This is a genomic window from Leifsonia sp. 466MF (assembly GCF_900100265.1).
Classification (GTDB): Bacteria; Actinomycetota; Actinomycetes; order Actinomycetales; family Microbacteriaceae; genus Leifsonia.
Map to the genome: position 1 here is coordinate 875,102 of NZ_LT629696.1, position 18,989 is coordinate 894,090.

The window sequence follows — 18,989 nt, forward strand, 5'->3', positions numbered from 1 at the left end:
AACAGCCGCTTGTTTCAGGGGTTCGGCGCCACCGCATCCCACGCCACGGTCAGCTCGCCCAGCCGCCAGCGCGTGCGGCCGCCGACGACCGGCCAGCCCGCGTCCCGTATCCCCTGTGCCACGGCGATCCACCGCTGGCTCGGGCCGTAGGCGGCGAGGGGCGAGTGGATGCGCCACAGGCGGTCGAGCTGGGCCAGGAAGTCGTGCACGCGCTCGCCCGGAACGTTCCGGTGGATGAGTGCCTTCGGGAGCCGCTCGGCGACGATCGAGGGGGTGTCCAGACCGCGGAGCCGCAGCGAGACGGTCAGCGTGCGCGGGCCCGCGGTGTCGAGCTCCACCCAGCTGGAGATGCGCCCGATCTCGTCGCAGGTGCCCTCGACCAGGATGCCGCCCGGCTGCAGGCGCGCGCGCATCCGCTCCCAGGCCTCGGCGACATCCGCCTCCCGGTACTGCCGCAGCACGTTGAACGCGCGGATCACCGCGGCACGCCGGCCGTCGGGAAGCGGCACCTCGAAGCCGCCCAGCGCGAACCGGATGCGCGCGTCCGCCGCGAAGCCCGTCCGGCCCTCGCGCACCGCGGCCAGCTGCTCGTTCGCCGTGCGCACCCGGCCCGGCTCGATCTCGAGGCCGACGACCTCCACATCAGGCCGCACCCGGGCAAGCCGCTGGTGCAGCTCCAGCGCGGTGACCCCGCTGGCACCGTAACCGAGGTCGACGACGACCGGGTCCGAGGTGCGGCGGAGCACCGGCTGCGCGGCGATCCAGCGGTCGACACGGCGCAGCCGGTTCGTGTTCGTCGTGCCACGGGTGACCGTGCCGACCGCACCGGAAGCCATGCCTCCATCCTGGCAGCGGGCGGGTCTCCGCCGCGCTCGCCGGCACCGGCGACGCGATAGATTGGGGGCATGGCCGCTCCCTACACCCTGATCCTCCTGCGCCACGGCAGCAGCGAGTGGAACGAGAAGAACCTGTTCACCGGCTGGGTCGACGTGCGACTCAGCGAGACCGGCGTCGCCGAGGCGAAGCGGGCGGGCGAACTGCTCCGCGACTCCGGGCTCGAGCCCGATGTGCTGCACACGTCCGTCCTGACGCGCGCGATCCAGACCGCGAACTACGCGCTCGACGTCGCCGACCGTCTGTGGATCCCCGTCGAGCGCTCCTGGCGGCTCAACGAGCGTCACTACGGCGCGCTGCAGGGCCTCGACAAGGCCGAGACGCTCGAGAAGTACGGTCCGGAGCAGTTCCAGCTGTGGCGTCGCTCGTTCGACGTGCCGCCGCCGCCGCTCGCCGACGACAGCGAGTTCTCGCAGGTCGGCGACCCGCGCTACGCGGGTCTGGGCGACGACCTGCCGCGCACCGAGTGCCTGAAGGACGTCATCGCCCGGATGCTGCCCTACTGGGAGTCGGACATCACGCGCGACCTCGCCGAGGGCAAGACGGTGCTCGTCACCGCGCACGGCAACTCGCTGCGCGCCCTGGTGAAGCACCTCGACGGCATCTCCGACGAGGACATCGCCGGCCTCAACATCCCGACCGGCATCCCGCTCGTCTACAAGCTCGGCGAGGACTTCACGCCGCTCGAGCCGTCGTACTACCTCGACCCGGAGGCAGCGGCCGCCGGTGCCGCCGCGGTCGCCGCGCAGGGCAAGAAGTAGCCACGACCAGCACCTTCGTCGTCGTCGCGTTCCTCCGGGGACGCGGCGACGACGTGTTTCCGGCCACGTTTCCGGCCGGCGACTGGCCGCTGCACGTCACCATCGTGCCGCCGTTCGACACCGAACTCGATGCGGATGCGGTCGCCGCGCTCATCCCGCGTGTTCCGCCCATCCCGGTCGTCGCTGCAGCCCGCGAGCGGTTCGGAGCCCACCGGACGGTTCCGGTGACGGTGCTGCGCGCCTCCGAGCCGCTGCATGCGCTGCACCTCGCGGTGGTGGATGCGCTGGAGGCCGCCGGCGCCGTCATCCGCGACCAGCGCCACCTGCGAGACGGCTACCGTCCGCACGTCACGGACCAGTCAGCCGGCCGTCTGCATCCCGGCGAGCACGCCCTCCTCGCGGAGCTCTCCGTCGTCGCCCGCGCTCCGCACTCCACCCGAACCGTCGCCGCGCGCATCCCCCTCGCGCCCCTCCGCCCCTAACGCCCCTGACTCAAGCCAACAGCTCCTGAGTTTTTCGCGCGAAACGCCGGAGCGCGAGGCGAAAACTCAGGAGCTGTTGGGTTGAGTCGGGAGAGTGGACTAGGAGGCGAGCTCGGGCGCCCAGTCGCCGGTGGCGAGGTACTGCACCTTCTTCGCGATCGAGACCGCGTGGTCGGCGAAGCGCTCGTGGTAACGGGAGGCGAGGGTCGCGTCGACCGTGTCGACGGCCTGACCCTTCCACGTCTCGCCGAGCACCTTGTCGAAGACGCTGATGTGCAGCTCGTCGATGTCGTCGTCGTCGTTGCGGATCTCGTCCGCGAGACGGATGTCCTGCGAGCGGAGCAGCTCGGCCAGTTTCTGCGCGATCTGCACGTCGAGGCGACCCATCTCGGCGAAGGTCGACCGGAGGCTCTTCGGCACGACCTTGTCCGGGAACCGGTACCGGGCCAGCTGCGCGATGTGCTCGGCCATGTCGCCCATCCGTTCGAGCGACGCGCTGATGCGGAGCGCGCTCACGACGATGCGCAGGTCGCGGGCGACCGGCTGCTGCCGGGCGAGGATCTGGATGGACAGCTCGTCGAGCAGCACCGTCAGCTCGTCGATGCGGTGGTCATTCGCGATGACGTCCTCGGCGAGCGTCACATCCGAGTCGTTGAACGCCTGCGTGGCGTTCTGGATGGAGCGGACGACCAGCTCGGCGATCTCGACGAGGCGGTCCTGAACTTCCGCCAGCTCCTGCTGGAAGACTTCGCGCATGGGGTGTGGTCCTTCCTGGCGTGCGCGGGCACGCGGGATGTCGGGGCCTTCTGACCCCGTATTGCATGTTCGCCGTGGCAGGTTAACAAACGGTGCCCCCTGGCTGAACACTGTCTAACGTACCCGCGAAAACACGCGGCCGGTGGCGGGATGCGTCCATGCGCGTGCATCGTGATCACCTACGCTTGGGGCCATGGACTCCACCTGGTTGGTGCTGCTGTCGCTGGGCCTGGGGCTCGCCGTCGGCGCCGGTTTCGTGTGGATCCTGCACATCGCCGCGCGACGCGGCCATCACGCCGCCGAGGTGGTCAACCCGGCGGTGCCGGACGGCGTCGACCAGGTGCTGGACGCGCTCGAGTCCGCCGGCGTCGTGCTCGACCCGTCCAACAACGTCATCAAGGCGTCGCCGGGCGCCCACGCCATCGGCTTGGTCTGGAACGGCGCCCTCGTGCACCCGCACCTCGTCGACCTGGTGAACCGGGTGCGACGGAGCGGAGAGTCGCTCACCGAGGAGTGCGAGCTGTCGCGCGGGCCGTTCGGCGACGCCGGCATCCATCTGAGCGTGCGCGTCGCCCGGCTCGGCTCGCGCTACATCCTGCTTCTCGCGGAGGACCGCACCGAGTCGTTCCGGCTGGATGCGGTGCGCCGCGATTTCGTCGCGAACATCAGCCACGAGCTCAAGACGCCGATCGGAGCCGTCAGCCTGCTCGCCGAGGCGCTCGACGGCGCCTCCGACGACCCGGAGCAGGTGCGCCGCTTCGCCCTGCGGCTGTCGGAGGAGGCGCAGCGCCTCGCCCGCATCACGCAGGACATCATCGAGTTGAGCCGGCTCCAGGCGACGGATGCGCTGGGCAACGCGACCGAGCTGTCCGCCAGCAAGGTCGTCAAGGCCGCCATCGACCAGAACCGTGTGGCGGCGGAGACCCGCAACATCGAGATCGCCATGCGCGGCGACAAGGACGCCCAGGTCATCGGCAACGAGAACCTGCTGGTCACGGCCGTCCACAACCTCATCTCGAACGCCATCCAGTACTCGCCGGACGACTCCCGCATCGGGATCGGCGTGCGCAACACCGGAGGCGTGGTCGAGATCGCGGTGACCGACCAGGGCGAGGGGATCCCCGAGGAGGACCTCGACCGGGTGTTCGAGCGCTTCTTCCGTGTCGACCAGGCCCGCTCGCGCAACACCGGCGGCACCGGGCTCGGCCTCTCCATCGTCAAGCACGCCGTGCAGAACCACGGCGGCGAGGTGCGCGTCTGGTCACAGCCCGGCCGCGGTTCCACGTTCACGATCCGGTTGCCCGAGGCATCCAGTGTCCGACCCCCGTTAGGAGACAACCAGTGACATCCATCCTGCTCGTCGAGGACGAGGCCTCGCTCAGCGAGCCGCTCGCGTACCTGCTCAAGCGGGAGGGCTACGAGGTGGAGGTCGCAGAGGACGGCCCGTCCGCGCTGGCCGCGTTCGACCGCGACGGCGCCGACCTCATCCTGCTCGACCTCATGCTCCCGGGCATCCCCGGCACCGAGGTGTGCCGCGAGATCCGCACCCGCTCGAACGTTCCGATCATCATGCTGACCGCCAAGGACTCCGAGGTGGACATCGTGGTCGGGCTGGAGCTCGGCGCCGACGACTACGTCACGAAGCCGTACTCGTCGCGGGAGCTGCTGGCGCGCATCCGTGCGGTGCTCCGCCGCCGCGTCGACGAGGAGGAGCAGCAGGATGACGGCGTGCTCGAGGCCGGAACGGTGCGGATGGATGTGGACCGCCACACGGTCGCCGTGAACGGCGCGGAGATCTCCATGCCGCTGAAGGAATTCGAGCTGCTCGAGCTGCTGCTGCGCAACGCCGGACGCGTGCTGACCCGGGGACAGCTGATCGACCGGGTGTGGGGGAGCGACTACTTCGGCGACACCAAGACGCTCGACGTGCACATCAAGCGCATCCGCTCGCGCATCGAGGAGAGCCCCTCGGAGCCGCGGATGCTGGTGACCGTGCGCGGGCTGGGCTACCGCTTCAACGCCTGAGGCGTCTCCCGGCCTGCTCGTCCCGAACACGAAGAAGCCGCCCCACGCGATGCGCGGGGCGGCTTCTGCTGTCTGGGTGCCGGCCGGTGATCAGCCCGCGGCCGGCAGGATGGTCGGCGGCACGAGGCTCGCGTACTCGGGCAGCTGGCCGTCGAGCACGGGGACCTTGAGGTTCACGCCGGTCTCGTCGCCGTACTGGAAGTAGACGGGGAACAGGGCGCCGGGCTTGGTGGTGAACTCCGGGATGAGGACATTGCCGGTGCCGCCGTTCTCCGGGTCCTGGCCGAGCTGCTTGACCTGGCCGGGCTGGACGGTGACGTACGCCGCGCTGGAGCTCTGGTCGCCGGCGCTGATGGCGACGCGGTGGCTCTTGGTGTCGGTGTTCACGAGGGTCACGACGAGGTTGCCGACCGTTCCGTCTTTCGCGTCGGTGACGATGATCGCGTTGCGGACGTCGATCGAGCCGACATTCCCGCTCACGCCGTCGCTCGCGTCGTAGTGCTTCGTGGTGGCCTGTGGGGCGATGAAACCGCATCCCGCGGTGCCGAACGCGACGGCCAGGGCGAGGGCGACGGACGCCGCGACTCGAGCTTTCACTGAATGACCCTCCCGGTGATTTTCCCCTGCAACTCTATCCCATCCGGAGGGGTCGTCCGGGGCGTCGGGAGGCGTGAGGGCGAACCTTAGCACGTGCCTCATGTGGTATCCTATTCATTGCTGAAGGGACAACAAATCTATGCTTTTCGAGGTTGGCGAGACCGTCGTCTATCCGCACCACGGTGCCGCAACGATCACCGAAGTCAAGAAGAGAATCATCAAGGGTGAAGAGAAGCTGTACCTCAAGCTCAACGTGACGCAGGGCGACCTGACCATCGAGGTCCCCGCCGAGAACGTCGATCTGGTCGGTGTGCGCGACGTCATCGGCCGCGAGGGTCTCGACCGCGTCTTCGAGGTGCTGCGCGCTCCGTTCACCGAGGAGCCGACCAACTGGTCCCGCCGCTACAAGGCCAACCTGGAGAAGCTCGCTTCCGGCGATGTCATCAAGGTCTCCGAGGTCGTCCGCGACCTGTGGCGTCGCGACCAGGACCGCGGTCTCTCCGCCGGTGAGAAGCGCATGCTCGCCAAGGCCCGCCAGATCCTGATCTCCGAGCTCGCGCTCGCAGAGAAGACCGATGACGAGAAGGCCTCCAGCCTGCTCGACGAGGTGCTGGCCTCCTAGGCGCTCCCGACGAATTCGAAGGCCTCGTCGCTCCGTGCGGCGGGGCCTTCGTCGTGCGCGGAGCGGGCCGCCGGGTACGCTCGACGCGTGGACAGCATCCCCGGACCGCGCGTCGCGGTCGTCGTCGTGGCAGCAGGATCGGGCACGCGCCTGGGCGCCGAGCTCCCGAAGGCTTTCGTGCCGTTGCACGGCCTGACGCTGCTCGAGCGGTCGCTCCATGCCGTCCGCGGCATGCGGCACGCTGTCGACCCGATCGTCGTCGCGCCGTCCGACCGTCTCGACGAGGCCGAAGCCTTGGCGCGGCGCGCGATCGGCGGCCCGGTGACGGTCGTGGCCGGCGGCGCGACCCGGCAGTCGTCCGTCGCGGAGGGGCTCGCCGTGGTGGATGCGCGAGCCGACATCGTCCTCGTTCACGACGCGGCCCGGGCGCTCGCGCCGACCGAGCTGTTCGATGCGGTGGTGGATGCGGTGGTCGAGCGCGGATACGGCGTGATCCCCGGCCTGCCGGTCAGCGACACGGTGAAGCGCGTCGGTGACGACGGCCAGGTGCACGAGACCGTCGACCGGTCCGCGCTGTCGGCCGTGCAGACGCCGCAGGGATTCCCGCGCGAGCAGCTGCTGACGGCGTACGCGCTGGCCGAGAGCGACGAGACGGACGACGCTGGGCTCGTGGCCGCCGCAGGCTTCCGGGTGGATGTGGTGCCCGGCGACGCGCACGCCTTCAAGGTGACCACGCCGTGGGATCTCCGGCGGGCCGAGGAGCTGCTCGCGGGATCCACGACGCCGAGGATCGGCAGCGGGAGCGACACGCACGCCTTCGACGAAGGCGCGGAACTGTGGCTCGCCGGGCTGCACTGGCCGGGGGAGCCGGGGCTCGCCGGGCACAGCGACGGCGACGCCGTGGCGCACGCGATCGTCGACGCACTGCTGTCCGCCGCGGGGCTGGGCGACATCGGCGGGGTGTTCGGGACGGGCGATCCGCGGTTCTCGGGCGCCCACGGGGATGTGTTCCTGGCCGAGGCTCGGCGCCTCGTGGAGGAGGCGGGATTCCGGATCGGGAACGTGGCCGTCCAGGTGGTCGGCAACCGGCCGAAGTTCTCGCCACGCAGGCAGGAGGCGCAGGACCGCCTCTCGGCGATCCTCGGGGCTCCGGTGTCGGTCGGGGCGACCACGACGGACGGGCTCGGCTTCACCGGACGCGGCGAGGGGATCACCGCGCAGGCGACCGCGCTACTCCTGGGCTGAATCCGTCCACAAGCCACGACAGCACGAGGTTTTCCCCAACTCGGTCATGACGGAGCGACGGCCGGGTCGTGGCCCGTAGGCTTATGCCGTGACTCTTCGGCTCTACGACACCAAGGCGGGCGCTCTGCGCGACTTCGTCCCGTTGCGCGACGGCGAGGTCGGAATGTACGTGTGCGGGCCCACTGTGCAGTCGTCGCCGCACATCGGGCACCTGCGCTCGGCCCTCGTCTACGACCAGCTGCGGCGGTGGCTCAGCTACCGCGGCCTCGACGTCACGCTGGTGCGCAACGTCACGGACATCGACGACAAGATCCTGGTCAACGCGGCGGCCGCGCAGGCTGCAGGGGGCAGCGAGGAGTGGTGGGCGCTCGCCTACCGCTTCGAGCTGGAGTTCAGCGACTCGTACCGCGCGATCGGTGTCCAGCCGCCCACCTACGAGCCCCGGGCGACGGCCAGCATCCCGCAGATGCAGGAGATCATCCAACGCCTCATCGACGCCGGTCACGCCTATGCGGCAGCGGACGGCTCAGGAGACGTCTACTTCGATGTGAAGAGCTGGCCGTCCTACGGCGAGCTCACCCGGCAGAGCATCGACAACATGGAGGCCGCGGCCGACGCAGATCCGCGCGACAAGCGCGACCCCCGCGACTTCGCTCTGTGGAAGGGCCGGAAGGAGGACGAGCCCGCCTCGGCGGCGTTCCCCTCGCCCTGGGGCGACGGGCGCCCCGGCTGGCACATCGAGTGCTCGGCCATGTCGCGCCGCTACCTCGGCCCGCAGTTCGACATCCACGGCGGCGGACTCGATCTCCGCTTCCCGCACCATGAGAACGAGCTGGCGCAGTCGACGGCGGCGGGGGATGCCTTCGCGAACTACTGGGTGCACAACGGCCTCGTCAACGTGAACGGTCAGAAGATGAGCAAGTCGCTCGGCAACTCGGTCTACGCGGCCGATCTGCTGGGTGCCGCGCGTCCCCTGGTCGTGCGCTACTACCTCGGATCAGCGCACTACCGGTCGACCATCGACTACCACGACGGCTCGCTGAGCGAGGCCGAGGCCGCGCTCGACCGCATCGCCGGGTTCTTCGAGCGCGTGGAGCGGCGGCTGTCCGGAACCAGGTTCGCCGGGCACGGCGTCGAGGTCGTCCCCGACGCCTTCGCCGAGGCGATGGACGACGACCTCGCGGTGCCGCAGGCGCTCGCCGTGCTCCATGACACCGTGCGTTCAGGCAACGCGGCGCTGGATGCGGAAGACTTGGAGGCAGCGGCCACCGCGCGCGGGCATGTTCTCGCGATGACGGAGGTGCTCGGCATCAACCCGCTCTCGCCCCAGTGGCGGAGCGGGGGCTCGACCGCCGCGGACTCCGCGCTCGGCGAGCTCATCGGTCGGCTTCTCGCCGACCGGCAGGCGGCCAGGGCCGCACGCGACTTCGCCGCAGCCGATCGCATCCGCGACGAGCTGGCGGCGGCAGGAATCACCATCGAAGACACCCCGACGGGGTCGCATTGGAGCATCGGATCATGAAGAACTCGGGTGGAAAGCCCCGCGCCGGAGCGGTGCGCAAGAGCAAGAAGGGCGCCCAGGTCGGCACCGGCGGCCACGGCCGCAAGGCGCTGGAGGGCCGCGGCCCGACGCCGAAGGCGGAGGACCGCGACTACCACCCCGCGGGCAAGGCCAAGGCGCTGCGCGAGCGCGCGGCGGCGAAGGCCGCACGGAGCGGGCGCGACACCGCCCCCCGTGGCGCCTCGGGAGCCTCGCGTCGGGCGAAGAGCGGAGACGAGAGCGAGATCGTCACCGGCCGCAACTCAGTGCTCGAGGCTCTGCGGGCCGACATCCCGGCGTCGACCCTCTATGTCGCCGCGCGCGTGGAGTTCGACGACCGCATGAAGGAGATCCTCTCCATCGCGACGGGCCGGGCCATCCCCATCCTCGAGGTCATGCGGCCCGAGCTCGACCGCCTCGCGGGCCGCGACGCGGTGCACCAGGGCGTCGCCCTGAAGGTGCCGCCGTACGAGTACGCGCACCCCGGTGAGCTGCTCGACCGCACCCTCCGTTCGTCGGAGACCCCGCTGTTCGTCGCGCTCGACGGCATCACCGACCCGCGCAACCTCGGAGCGATCATCCGCTCGACGGCGGCCTTCGGCGGCCAGGGTGTCATCGTGCCGCAGCGCCGGTCGGTCGGCATGACCGCCGCGGCCTGGAAGACGTCGGCCGGGGCGGCCGCGCGTACGCCCGTGGCGATGGCTCCGAACCTGACGCAGACGCTCAAGGAGTTCAAGAAGGCCGGAGTGTTCGTGCTCGGCCTCGATGGCGGCGGCGACGTCAGCCTCCCCGGGCTCTCGTTCGCCGACCGGCCCGTGGTGATCGTCGTCGGCAGCGAAGGCAAGGGCCTGTCCCGCCTGGTGACCGAGACGTGCGACGCCGTCGTGTCGATCCCGATCTCCGCAGCGACCGAGTCGCTGAACGCCGGCATCGCGGCGAGCGTCACGCTCTACGAGATCGCGAAGCTTCGCGCCGAGGCCCGCGCCGCGAAGTAACGCGCGGCGTCAGACCTTCGACGGCGTCAGACCTTCGACCGCCAGTCGTCGTCGTCCTCGTCCTCGTCGTCCGCCGCGGCCCCGCTGCTGAGCACCGGGAGGCTGATGGTCTCGGTCGGCGGGGCGATGACGGTCGCCTCGTCGCGCCGGTGGCGCAGGATGTCGTTGATGTACGAGGTCAGGGCCTCCGCCAGAGGGACATCGCGTCCCTCCTTCTGCGACATGAACCAGCGGTGCTCCAGCAGCTGGTGGAAGACCTCCGCCGGCTCGAGCTTGCCCTTGAGGTCCGCGGGGATCGAGCGCACGACCGGCTCGAAAACGCGCATGAGCCACTCGTGCGCCATGGCCTCCTCGTCGAGCCCCTCCTTGCCCAGGGTGGCCGCGTACGAGTCCAGGTCGTTGAGCAAGCGCCGGGCCTGGTTCTCGCCCGTGTCGAGGCCCGTCAGGCGAAGCAGGCGGCGCTGGTGGTGGCCGGCATCCACGACCTTCGGCTGGATGCGCACCTTCGTGCCCTCGTCCGACGTCTTGATCGCCAGCTCCTCGATGTCGAAGCCCAGCTCGTTCAGTCGCTCCACGCGCTCGCTGATGCGCCAACGCTCCGACGACGAGAACGACTCGCTGCCGGTCAGCTCCTTCCAGAGCTTCCGGTACGCTGCCACGATCCCGTCGGAGAGGCTGATCGGGTCGAGCTCCTCATCCACCCGGCCGCCGGCCTCCAGGTCCATCAGCTCGCCGGCGATGTTGACCCGCGCGATCTCGAGGTCGTTCTCGCGCTGCCCGTTCGAGAGGCCGCCCTCGTACAGCTGGCCGGTCTCCGCATCCACCAGGTAGGCGGCGAACGCGCCAGCGTCACGACGGAACAGGGTGTTGGAGAGCGACACGTCGCCCCAGAAGAAGCCGACGATGTGCAGGCGCACCAGGAGCACCGCGAGGGCGTCGACCAGGCGGGTGGCGGTGTCCGGCCGGAGGGTCTGCGAGAACAGAGCGCGGTAGGGGAGTGAGAACTTGAGGTGCCGGGTGACGAGGGCCGCGTTCAGCGGGGTGCCGTTGTCGTCGGTCCGGTTCTTGATCACCGCGACGGGATCGACGCACGGCACATCGAGTCGCTGCAGCGTCCGCAGCATGTCGTACTCGCGCTGCGCCATCTCCGCCGTCGTCTCCTTGATGGCGATGACGTAGCCGGACAGGTTGGCGAACCGCACCAGGTGGCGGCTGATGCCCTTCGGCAGGAGGGCGATGTGCTCGTTCGACCACTCCTCCAGCGGAATGTTCCAGGGGAGGTCGAGAAGCGCCGGGTCGACGGTCGCTGCGGTGATGTTGACGGATCCGGCCACGATGGTCCTCCGGTCGGTGGTGGGGCGGTGCTGGCTGGCGCAAAGCACTCTGCCGCAGCCCGATCCGGACTGCGGCAGAGTGAGGAATCGCTTCTTGGACCTTAGTCGACGACAGCTCCGCCGAGGCGCTCGCCCGACTCCGCGTGGAACACGTGGACGTGGCCCGGCTTCGGGGTGATGTAGACCGTGTCGCCCGCGTTCGGGTGGATACGGCCGTCGACGCGACCGACGATGTCGGTGCGCTTGCCGTCGACCTCGGAGTGACCGTACAGGTAGCCGTCCGCGCCGAGCTCCTCGACGAGGTCGACCGTGACCTTGAGGCCGGTGCCCTCGGTGTTCGACACGACGACGTCCTCCGGGCGGACACCGATGGTGACAGCCGAACCGGCGTTGGCGATGGTGTCGCGCTCGACCGGCACGACGGCCGAGCCGAACTTGACGCCGCCGTCGGTGACGTCGGCCGTGAACAGGTTCATGGCCGGGCTGCCGATGAAGCCGGCGACGAACACGTTGTTCGGCTGCGCGTACAGGTCGCGCGGGGTGCCGACCTGCTGCAGGACGCCGTCCTTGAGGACCGCGATGCGGTCGCCCATGGTCAGAGCCTCGGTCTGGTCGTGCGTGACGTAGACGGTGGTGACGCCGAGACGGCGGGTCAGCGACGCGATCTGCGTACGGGTCTGGACGCGGAGCTTGGCGTCGAGGTTCGACAGCGGCTCGTCCATGAGGAACACCTGGGGCGAACGCACGATCGCGCGGCCCATGGCGACGCGCTGACGCTGACCACCGGAGAGCGCCTTCGGCTTGCGGCCGAGGTACGGCTCCAGGTCGAGCAGCTTGGCGGCCTCGAGGACGCGCTGGGCGCGCTCCTCCTTGCCGACACCGGCGATCTTGAGCGCGAAGCCCATGTTCTCGGCGACGGTCATGTGCGGGTACAGCGCGTAGTTCTGGAACACCATCGCGATGTCGCGGTCCTTCGGCGGGACGTCGGTGACGTTGCGCTCGCCGATGAAGATGTTGCCGTCGTTGACCTCTTCGAGGCCCGCGAGCATGCGGAGGGACGTGGACTTGCCGCAACCGGAGGGACCGACGAGCACGAGGAACTCCCCGTCTGCGATCTCCAGGTCCAGTGCGTCCACGGCGGGGCGGGTCGATCCCGGGTAGAGCCGGGTCGCCTTGTCGTAGGTGACTGTCGCCATTTTCTTCTTTTCTCCTTCACCGGCAGGTACGTGCCGGACGATCCGTTGTGAATGGATGAACGTGGCGTCTACGTCCGATGGGCGCCGATGCCACGTGGCCATAATATGGCATCGGCGGACATGCTCATGACCGGAGCCCCACCCGGACGTGCGGATGCTCGCCGCAAGCGCAATAACCCGCGCGTTTCCGCTGTACCCGCGCGTCCAGCCACCGTCTGGTCGATTCCCAGACAGCCGGTTTACGCTTTCCCGGTTGTGTGCGCCCGAGGTGCGCCACCCGCCGCGTCCCCCGCGCGGCCCGTTCGACCCGAGAGCAGTATTCGGAAGATATGAGCCCTATGACCGATCCCGACGACAGTCGCAACAGCGACGTCCGCGCGGCTGCGCGGGAGAAAGCACGACAGCTCCGCACCACGCAGCAGCGCAGGGACCGCCGGAACCGGCTGCTGCTGTCCGGCGGCATCGTCCTCGGAGTCCTCGCGGTCGTGGCCATCGTCGCCGTCGTGATCGTCAGCGCGATCCGTCCGACCGTGCCCGGTCCCAAGAACATGGCCAGCGACGGCGTCGTCGTCGGCTCCGGACTCAAGGTCAAGACGACGACCGCTCTCGCCGCCGACGCGAAGCCGGTCGCGAGCACGCCGGACCCGGCGGGCAGCACGGTCGACATCCGCATCTACGCCGACTACCTCTGCAAGCTGTGCGGCGACTTCCAGCGCACGAACCTCGAGCAGCTCGAGCCGCTGGTGAAGAACGGCGCGGTGACCGTCGAGATGCACCCGGTCGCGATCTACACCAGCCACTCCGCGGGCACGAAGTACTCGCTGCGCGCGGCCAACGCCGCCGCCTGCGTGGCCAACTACGATCCCAACGCCTTCTGGAAGTTCAACGCATCGCTGTTCGAGAAGCAGCCGGCGGAGGGCGGCCCCGGCCTCAGTGACGACACCCTGAAGAAGCGCGTGGATGCGGCGGGCGCGACCCGCACGAGCGAGATCGACTCCTGCATCGACGAAGGACGCTTCAAGACGTGGGTGACCACGGCGAGCGACCGGGCGCTCAGCGGCCCCATCCCGAACTCGGACGTCAAGAAGATGACGAACGCCCTGCTGGTGCTGGTGAACGGCAAGCCGTACACCGGGTCGCTGACGAGCGCGGACGACTTCAAGGCCTTCGTGCTGCAGGCGCAGGGCGACGAGTACTCGTCGACGGCGACGCCGACGCCGACCCCGTCTCCCTGATCCGGCGCGTCTGCCCGCTGCCCTAGGATGGGGTCGGCGGGAGACCGCCACCGCCGGCTTAGCTCAGTTGGTAGAGCACTCGCCTTGTAAGCGAGCGGTCGCGGGTTCGAGTCCCGCAGCCGGCTCCGTCGCGTCATATTCCGGGGCCATCGGACGTCTCTTGCAGGTGTGACCGATGACATCCGCACCGAGCTCCCGACCGCCCTCTCCTCCCGTGAGCACTACGTTCTGGGCGTGCCCGAGCGCGCGCAGCGCCTGGAGGCCGACACCGTGGCCGCAATCGCGGCAGCCGTGGTCGGCGTCGTGTGCGTGCTGGCGTCCGCCGTCGGTGTGATCGCACTGTTCGTCGCCCCGCTCGGGGCGGGCGCTGTCGTTCTGTCGTCGGTGGTGGCCGGCGCGGTCGCGACGACCCTCCTCGCGGGCGGCGTCTGGGCCTGGTTCACCGATCGGCGCGGCCACGGCGTGTGAGTCGTTCGCTAGGTCGCAAGACGAGCCGCCGGGCCCTCGGCCGGCGGGTTCAGTCAGCGCGCGCGGTGCCCGTCGCAGCGAGCAGAAGTCGATCGAGCGCATCGGTCGGCGTCGTGGCGTAGCGGATCGCCACATCCCACACCCGCTCGTAGGCGGCCTCGCTGACGGCGAGCGACCGCGGATCGCTGCGCTCCCACGACGGCTCACGAACCGGGAGGCGCAGCAGCCGCTCCCGGAGCAGGAACGCGATGTTGTCGGCGGGCGCGATGCCGCGCTGGCCGTCGCGGATCGACATGACGAGGTCGCCGATGGTCGTCGCGTGCCGTACCTGCGCGATGGTCATGCCCGCGAACCGGGCGAACTCGTCGACCGTGAGCAGGTCGGGGAGCTTCGCCGCGTACTCCTGCGCGATGGCTCCGCGGAGCTGCATCCACGCGGCCTTCCGCCGCTCGACGCTGCCGGAGATGCGCTCCGTCGTTGTGATGTCGGCCATTCTGTTTCCCCCGATCCTTGGGCGTATCGACGATGCCGTCCTACCCATAAGGGACGAGGTGTGCCGCGTCCGCATGACGCGGCGCACAGGACCCGTTCAGGTCCGGTCCCCGTGGGACACTTGGACGCGCCGCCGAGTCGGGGCATGAATGGGGGCATGCCTCCGACGAGCGTGCCCCTCCTGTTGTTCCTCCACGGGCGCTACGGCGTGCGCGACGACCTCGCCTGGATCGCCGAGCGCGCGCCTGCACCGTGGCGTCCCGTCCTGCTGCAGGGGCCGGTCCCTCTGGGCGACCGGTTCGAGTGGTTCTCCGTGTCCGACTGGGAGACACTGGGCGCGCTGTCGAGCGATGCCGCGCCCGCGGCCGACCGCCTTCTCGGCTGGATCGACGAGAACTGCGGCGACGTGCCGGTCGCCGCGGTGGGATGGTCGCAGGGCGGCGCGACCGCGCTGCAGACTCTGCGGCGCGCGCCCGACCGGCTCCGGTTCGTCGTCACGCTCGGCGGCTTCACCACGATCGATGCGGAGCGCGGGGATGCGGTGCTCGCCGAGCGTCGGCCACCGGTGTTCTGGGGGCATGGCGCCGACGATGACGTCATCACGCCGAACGACATCGAGCGGATGCGCGAGTTCCTCCCCGGCCATTCGACGCTCGAGGAGCGGGTGTACCCGGGCGTCGGGCACGACATCTCCACAGAGATGGCGGACGACGCCCTGCGCTTCGTCGCCGAGCAGTCGGCCGAGCTATAGCCGGCTGTCGCGCCGTCGCGCTGTCGCGCTGTCGCGCCGTCGCGTCAGGCCGTCTCGCCCGCGTCGGTCCGCCGCCGCAGCTCCTCCTCGAGCCGCCGGATGCGCTGGTCGCGTTCGGCCTCCGCGATCTCCCGCTCGAGCGCCGCGAGCTGCGCTTCCGTGCTGCTCGGTGCGAGGTCACGCCCCGGGGCCGATTCGGTCGCCTCGACGTGGACCGCCGGCATCCGGAGCGTCCGCCGGGGACGGGAGGACGGCGCGTACTCTCGGCCGACCGCGAACCACAGGATGCTGCCGATCAGGGGCAGCAGGATCACGACGAACACCCACGCCAGCTTCGGCAGGTGCCGCACCTGATCGCTCGGTCGCAGGATGATATCCACCAGGGCGAACACGAACAGCGTCATGACGAGCAGCGGGATGACGAGCATGCCGCCGAGTCTAGAGGGAACGCTCAGCCGAAAGTCAGGACCTGCTCGCCCCAGCCGGCACGCAGGCGGGCGTCGAGATCGGGCACGACCCGGTCGGTCGCGCCGATGACGAGCGTCGCACGGCGGTGCGGCTCGTACGTCGGCCAGCCCGCGCCAGGCGCGCCCGTGCGCGCGAAGTCCGCCCAGCGCCGTCGCATCCGCTCGGAGACCGCTTCGGCAGTCCGTCGGCCACCGAGCAGGAACGACGGGTCGCGGGGAAGCGCGTCGAACTCGCCCCAGACGTACGGCAGGTCCGTCGCATGGGACGCCCCGACGCCGGTGATCCGGAGCAGGGGAGGCGCGAAGTCGAAGCGGTACAGGTGGGTGGGGGCGACGGTGCTGTGCCCTGCGGCGACCCAGAGGGCGGGCATCCGGAACGCGATGTCGGTGGCGACGCGGACGCCGCGTGCGGGACGCCGGCGGCCGTAGACCGAGAGCACCCGCTCGCGCTCGGGGAGGGATGCGCCGCCGCGCTCCTGCTCGGAGCGCATGGCGTCGAACATCCGGCGCAGCGCGGTCCGACGGATCGGGAGCAGCGGGGACCGCATCAGGCGGAACAGTGTCGCCTCGTCGTGGGTACTTCCGATGAGGAGCGGGACGGGCATCCCGCGTCCATCGCTGAGCACACGGATCGGCGCCTCGGGCAGCAGGTCGTCGCCGACGACCGGGGCAAAGGCGAGCATCCCGGGATGTTCGCGCGGGATCTCCGTGTACACCGCTGCGCCCGCATCCACGATCGCCTCGACCTGGACGCCGCGGAGGGCGCCGGGCGTCCGCGCGCCGGGGCCGAGCCGTTCGACGAACGCCCGGGCCACAGTCGCAGCGCGCTCCGGCCCGTACATCGACCCGGCGGGCGGGCTCTGCGCGATGGCACGGTGGAACAGACCGGCCGCCGCGGGGGAGGCGAGCAGGGCGGTTACGAGGCCGGCGCCCGCGCTCTGGCCGAAGACGGTCACCGAGTCCGGGTCGCCGCCGAACGCGTGGATGTTGTCGCGCACCCAGCGGAGCGCGAGCAGCACATCCCGCAACGCGACATTCGTCTCCGCGTCGTCCACCCCGACGCTGCGGACGTCGAGGAAGCCGAGCGCGCCCAGGCGGTGGTTCAGGGTGACGAGCACGACATCGCCGTCCGGCACGAACCGGTCGCCGCGGTAGACGCGCTGACTGGATGCGCCCAGCGCGTACGCCCCGCCCTGCAGCCAGACCATCACCGGGCGGAGACCGCCGGACGTGGGCTCGTGGGACGGCCGGATGACGTTGAGGAACAGGCAGTCCTCATCCATCCGCGTTTCGCCGGGCGGCCCGAGGGGCACCGCCGGGTTGGGGCGCTGCGGCGCCGCCGGCCCGAAGGCGACAGCATCCACGACGCCACTCCACGGGGCAGCGGGCACAGGCGCGCGCCAGCGGAGCCGGCCGGTCGGCGGCTCGCCGTACCGGATGCCGCGCCACGTGGACACGCGGCCGTCGTCGCGTCCGCGGACCGCGCCCGCGGACGTGACGACGACCGGCCGACCGTTCACGCCGGGGCGGTCTCGTCCCACTGCATGAACGGGCGCAGCTCGAGCTGGCCGTTGCGTGCCATCGGGTGCCGCGAGGCGATCTCGATGGCCTCGTCCAGGTTCTCGACCTCGAGGATGTCGAATCCGCAGATCCACTCCTTGGTCTCGGCGAAGGGACCGTCGGTGACGTAGCGCTTGCCGTCGCGCACGCGGACGACCCGCGATTCGGTCGGAGCCTGCAGCACCTCGCCGATGACGCGCTTGCCGCTGGCATCCAGTTCGTTCACCCAGATGTCGACATCGGACTCGTCCGACACGGTGTCCCGCTGGGAGTCGGTGACCACGAACATCATGTACTTCATCGTTCTTCCTCTCGATCGCGAACGCTTTCATACCGGACGTCGAACGAGACGGCCCCTGCTCGACATTCTGGCCCGGGACTTCCCGATCGCGAAGGAATCGGGGCGGGGATCGGGCACGGCGGTCTCAGCGGATCGCCAGGAGGCGCGAGAGGAAGTTAGTGTAGCCTTACCTTAGTCCCGCCCCCTGCTTCGGAAGGCCGCCGTGACCATCCTCGCCCCCACCCGCACCGAGCGCCCCCGCCCCGCGTACCGGCCCTACCGAGCGGCCGTCGAGCGAATCGAGCGGCTGAGCCCGCACTTCACGCGCGTCACCTTCCGGTGCGACGACTTCACGCACTTCGGGACCGAGTGCCTCGACCAGCGGATCAAACTCCTCTTCCCGCTCGCGGACGGCTCGTACTCCGACCTCGGCATCGACGACGAGGAGGCCCACTTCGCGGGCGACTGGTACGAGCGCTGGCGTGCTCTCCCCGACCACCTCCGCAACCCGTTCCGCACTTACACCGTGCGGGCGATCGATACCGACGGCTGCCGGCTCGACGTCGACTTCGTCGTCCACGCGGACGGCGGCCCCGCCTCCCGCTGGCTGCTCGGCGCGACCCCCGGCGACGAGATCGTCGTGATCGGACCGGATGCGCGCAGCGAGCACCGCGGCGTCGGCATCGACTGGCGCCCGGGCGAGGCGCGCGAGCTGCTGCTCGTCGGCGACGAGACCGCGGCGCCGGCCATCGCATCCATCCTCGAAGCGCTGCCCGGCGGGTGCCGTGCGCGGGCGTTCATCGAGGTGCCGTCGGCGGACGACGCTCTCGAGCTCCGGCTGCCGGCTCACGCCTCCGTCACCTGGCTGTCGCGCGGCGACGCGGTGACGGGAACCGAACTCGTGCCGGCCGTCCAGGGCTGGCTCGCCGAGAACCCGCACGTCGTCGCGGCGGCGTCGGCGACCGCCTCGCAGAACCTCGACGAGGTGGATGTGGACCGCGACATCCTCTGGGAGACCCCGGAGGACACGCATCCCGGCTTCTACGCCTGGATCGCGGGGGAGTCGGCGGCCGTCAAGACGCTGCGCCGCCTGCTCGTCCGGGACAACGGCATCGACCGCTCCCGCGTCGCCTTCATGGGCTACTGGCGCCTCGGCCGCTCCGAGAACTGACCCTCGCGCCCTTTCCGCCCACCGTCGAGTCCGCACAAACTGCACGCGACGCGCGGTCGCGGCGTGCAAAGTTTGCGGACTCGACGGTGGGGGGAATCGGAGAGGGCGGAAGCGGCGA

Annotated in this window: 21 protein-coding genes and 1 tRNA gene; 13 read left to right on the plus strand and 9 right to left on the minus strand. The window is 70.3% G+C overall.

Going from position 1 to position 18,989, the window contains the following annotated elements; genetic code table 11:
• Nucleotides 1-14: 14 nt before the first annotated feature.
• Nucleotides 15-836, minus strand: a complete 822-nt coding sequence (locus BLR91_RS04150; protein WP_089876886.1) for a class I SAM-dependent methyltransferase — start codon at nt 834-836, stop codon at nt 15-17.
• Between the two features lie 69 nt (nt 837-905).
• On the opposite strand from BLR91_RS04150, the gene BLR91_RS04155 reads away from it, so the two are divergent.
• Nucleotides 906-1,655: a phosphoglyceromutase gene (locus BLR91_RS04155; RefSeq protein WP_018191805.1), complete on the plus strand. Its 750-nt coding sequence runs from the start codon at nt 906-908 to the stop codon at nt 1,653-1,655.
• A gap of 53 nt (nt 1,656-1,708) precedes the next feature.
• Complete coding sequence (locus BLR91_RS04160; RefSeq protein ID WP_089876884.1) at nt 1,709-2,137, plus strand: 2'-5' RNA ligase family protein; 429 nt, start codon at nt 1,709-1,711, stop codon at nt 2,135-2,137.
• 99 nt (nt 2,138-2,236) lie between these two features.
• Here BLR91_RS04160 and phoU read toward each other — a convergent pair whose 3' ends face one another.
• Nucleotides 2,237-2,893 (minus strand): phosphate signaling complex protein PhoU, encoded by a 657-nt coding sequence (gene phoU, locus BLR91_RS04165; RefSeq protein WP_020077044.1) that lies wholly within the window; start codon nt 2,891-2,893, stop codon nt 2,237-2,239.
• A gap of 193 nt (nt 2,894-3,086) precedes the next feature.
• Between phoU and BLR91_RS04170 the strand changes: the two genes are divergently transcribed.
• On the plus strand, nt 3,087-4,238 hold the full coding sequence (locus BLR91_RS04170) for a sensor histidine kinase (protein WP_018191802.1): 1,152 nt from the start codon (nt 3,087-3,089) through the stop codon (nt 4,236-4,238).
• Nucleotides 4,235-4,918: a response regulator transcription factor gene (locus tag BLR91_RS04175; RefSeq protein ID WP_018191801.1), complete on the plus strand. Its 684-nt coding sequence runs from the start codon at nt 4,235-4,237 to the stop codon at nt 4,916-4,918. Before BLR91_RS04170 ends, BLR91_RS04175 begins: the two co-directional genes overlap by 4 nt.
• Before the next feature lie 90 nt (nt 4,919-5,008).
• Here BLR91_RS04175 and BLR91_RS04180 read toward each other — a convergent pair whose 3' ends face one another.
• Nucleotides 5,009-5,515 (minus strand): hypothetical protein, encoded by a 507-nt coding sequence (locus BLR91_RS04180; protein WP_089876880.1) that lies wholly within the window; start codon nt 5,513-5,515, stop codon nt 5,009-5,011.
• A gap of 139 nt (nt 5,516-5,654) precedes the next feature.
• Here BLR91_RS04180 and BLR91_RS04185 point away from each other — a divergent pair, with 139 nt between their 5' ends.
• The 4 genes from BLR91_RS04185 to rlmB all read left to right on the plus strand — a co-directional run bounded on the left by BLR91_RS04185 (nt 5,655) and on the right by rlmB (nt 9,917).
• On the plus strand, nt 5,655-6,137 hold the full coding sequence (locus tag BLR91_RS04185) for a CarD family transcriptional regulator (protein WP_018191799.1): 483 nt from the start codon (nt 5,655-5,657) through the stop codon (nt 6,135-6,137).
• 87 nt (nt 6,138-6,224) lie between these two features.
• Nucleotides 6,225-7,382: a 2-C-methyl-D-erythritol 4-phosphate cytidylyltransferase gene (gene ispD, locus BLR91_RS04190; RefSeq protein ID WP_089876878.1), complete on the plus strand. Its 1,158-nt coding sequence runs from the start codon at nt 6,225-6,227 to the stop codon at nt 7,380-7,382.
• 88 nt (nt 7,383-7,470) lie between these two features.
• The gene (cysS, locus tag BLR91_RS04195; protein WP_089876876.1) at nt 7,471-8,904 is read left to right on the plus strand and encodes a cysteine--tRNA ligase; all 1,434 of its coding nucleotides are present in this window, start codon (nt 7,471-7,473) and stop codon (nt 8,902-8,904) included.
• Entirely contained in the window at nt 8,901-9,917 is a 1,017-nt protein-coding gene (rlmB, locus tag BLR91_RS04200; RefSeq protein ID WP_018191796.1) for a 23S rRNA (guanosine(2251)-2'-O)-methyltransferase RlmB, read from the plus strand. Before cysS ends, rlmB begins: the two co-directional genes overlap by 4 nt.
• Before the next feature lie 26 nt (nt 9,918-9,943).
• Here the strand turns inward: rlmB and BLR91_RS04205 are convergent, their stop codons facing one another.
• Complete coding sequence (locus BLR91_RS04205) at nt 9,944-11,251, minus strand: DUF4032 domain-containing protein (RefSeq protein ID WP_018191795.1); 1,308 nt, start codon at nt 11,249-11,251, stop codon at nt 9,944-9,946.
• A 101-nt stretch (nt 11,252-11,352) separates the two neighbouring features.
• Nucleotides 11,353-12,447 (minus strand): ABC transporter ATP-binding protein, encoded by a 1,095-nt coding sequence (locus tag BLR91_RS04210; protein ID WP_018191794.1) that lies wholly within the window; start codon nt 12,445-12,447, stop codon nt 11,353-11,355.
• 338 nt (nt 12,448-12,785) lie between these two features.
• Between BLR91_RS04210 and BLR91_RS04215 the strand changes: the two genes are divergently transcribed.
• From BLR91_RS04215 to BLR91_RS04225, 3 genes are all read left to right on the plus strand, one after another.
• Complete coding sequence (locus BLR91_RS04215) at nt 12,786-13,682, plus strand: DsbA family protein (RefSeq protein WP_018191793.1); 897 nt, start codon at nt 12,786-12,788, stop codon at nt 13,680-13,682.
• A 52-nt stretch (nt 13,683-13,734) separates the two neighbouring features.
• Nucleotides 13,735-13,807 (plus strand) — tRNA-Thr (locus BLR91_RS04220).
• 43 nt (nt 13,808-13,850) lie between these two features.
• Complete coding sequence (locus tag BLR91_RS04225; protein ID WP_089876874.1) at nt 13,851-14,150, plus strand: hypothetical protein; 300 nt, start codon at nt 13,851-13,853, stop codon at nt 14,148-14,150.
• 49 nt (nt 14,151-14,199) lie between these two features.
• Here BLR91_RS04225 and BLR91_RS04230 read toward each other — a convergent pair whose 3' ends face one another.
• Nucleotides 14,200-14,643: a hypothetical protein gene (locus BLR91_RS04230; RefSeq protein WP_089876871.1), complete on the minus strand. Its 444-nt coding sequence runs from the start codon at nt 14,641-14,643 to the stop codon at nt 14,200-14,202.
• 156 nt (nt 14,644-14,799) lie between these two features.
• Between BLR91_RS04230 and BLR91_RS04235 the strand changes: the two genes are divergently transcribed.
• Nucleotides 14,800-15,393 carry an alpha/beta hydrolase gene (locus tag BLR91_RS04235; RefSeq protein ID WP_157694665.1) on the plus strand — a complete coding sequence of 198 codons (594 nt, stop codon included), beginning with the start codon at nt 14,800-14,802 and terminating at the stop codon, nt 15,391-15,393.
• 44 nt (nt 15,394-15,437) lie between these two features.
• Here BLR91_RS04235 and BLR91_RS04240 read toward each other — a convergent pair whose 3' ends face one another.
• From BLR91_RS04240 to BLR91_RS04250, 3 genes are read right to left on the minus strand one after another with little or no spacing between them, the layout of a single operon-like run.
• The gene (locus tag BLR91_RS04240) at nt 15,438-15,821 is read right to left on the minus strand and encodes a PLD nuclease N-terminal domain-containing protein (protein ID WP_089876866.1); all 384 of its coding nucleotides are present in this window, start codon (nt 15,819-15,821) and stop codon (nt 15,438-15,440) included.
• A 23-nt stretch (nt 15,822-15,844) separates the two neighbouring features.
• A complete protein-coding gene (locus tag BLR91_RS04245; RefSeq protein WP_089876864.1) occupies nt 15,845-17,380 on the minus strand; it encodes a carboxylesterase/lipase family protein in 1,536 nt (511 codons plus the stop codon).
• Nucleotides 17,377-17,721 carry a YciI family protein gene (locus tag BLR91_RS04250; protein WP_089876862.1) on the minus strand — a complete coding sequence of 115 codons (345 nt, stop codon included), beginning with the start codon at nt 17,719-17,721 and terminating at the stop codon, nt 17,377-17,379. The genes BLR91_RS04245 and BLR91_RS04250 overlap by 4 nt, the downstream gene beginning before the upstream one ends.
• 202 nt (nt 17,722-17,923) lie before the next feature.
• On the opposite strand from BLR91_RS04250, the gene BLR91_RS04255 reads away from it, so the two are divergent.
• Nucleotides 17,924-18,871, plus strand: a complete 948-nt coding sequence (locus tag BLR91_RS04255; RefSeq protein ID WP_089876860.1) for a siderophore-interacting protein — start codon at nt 17,924-17,926, stop codon at nt 18,869-18,871.
• The last annotated feature ends 118 nt before the right edge of the window (nt 18,872-18,989 follow it).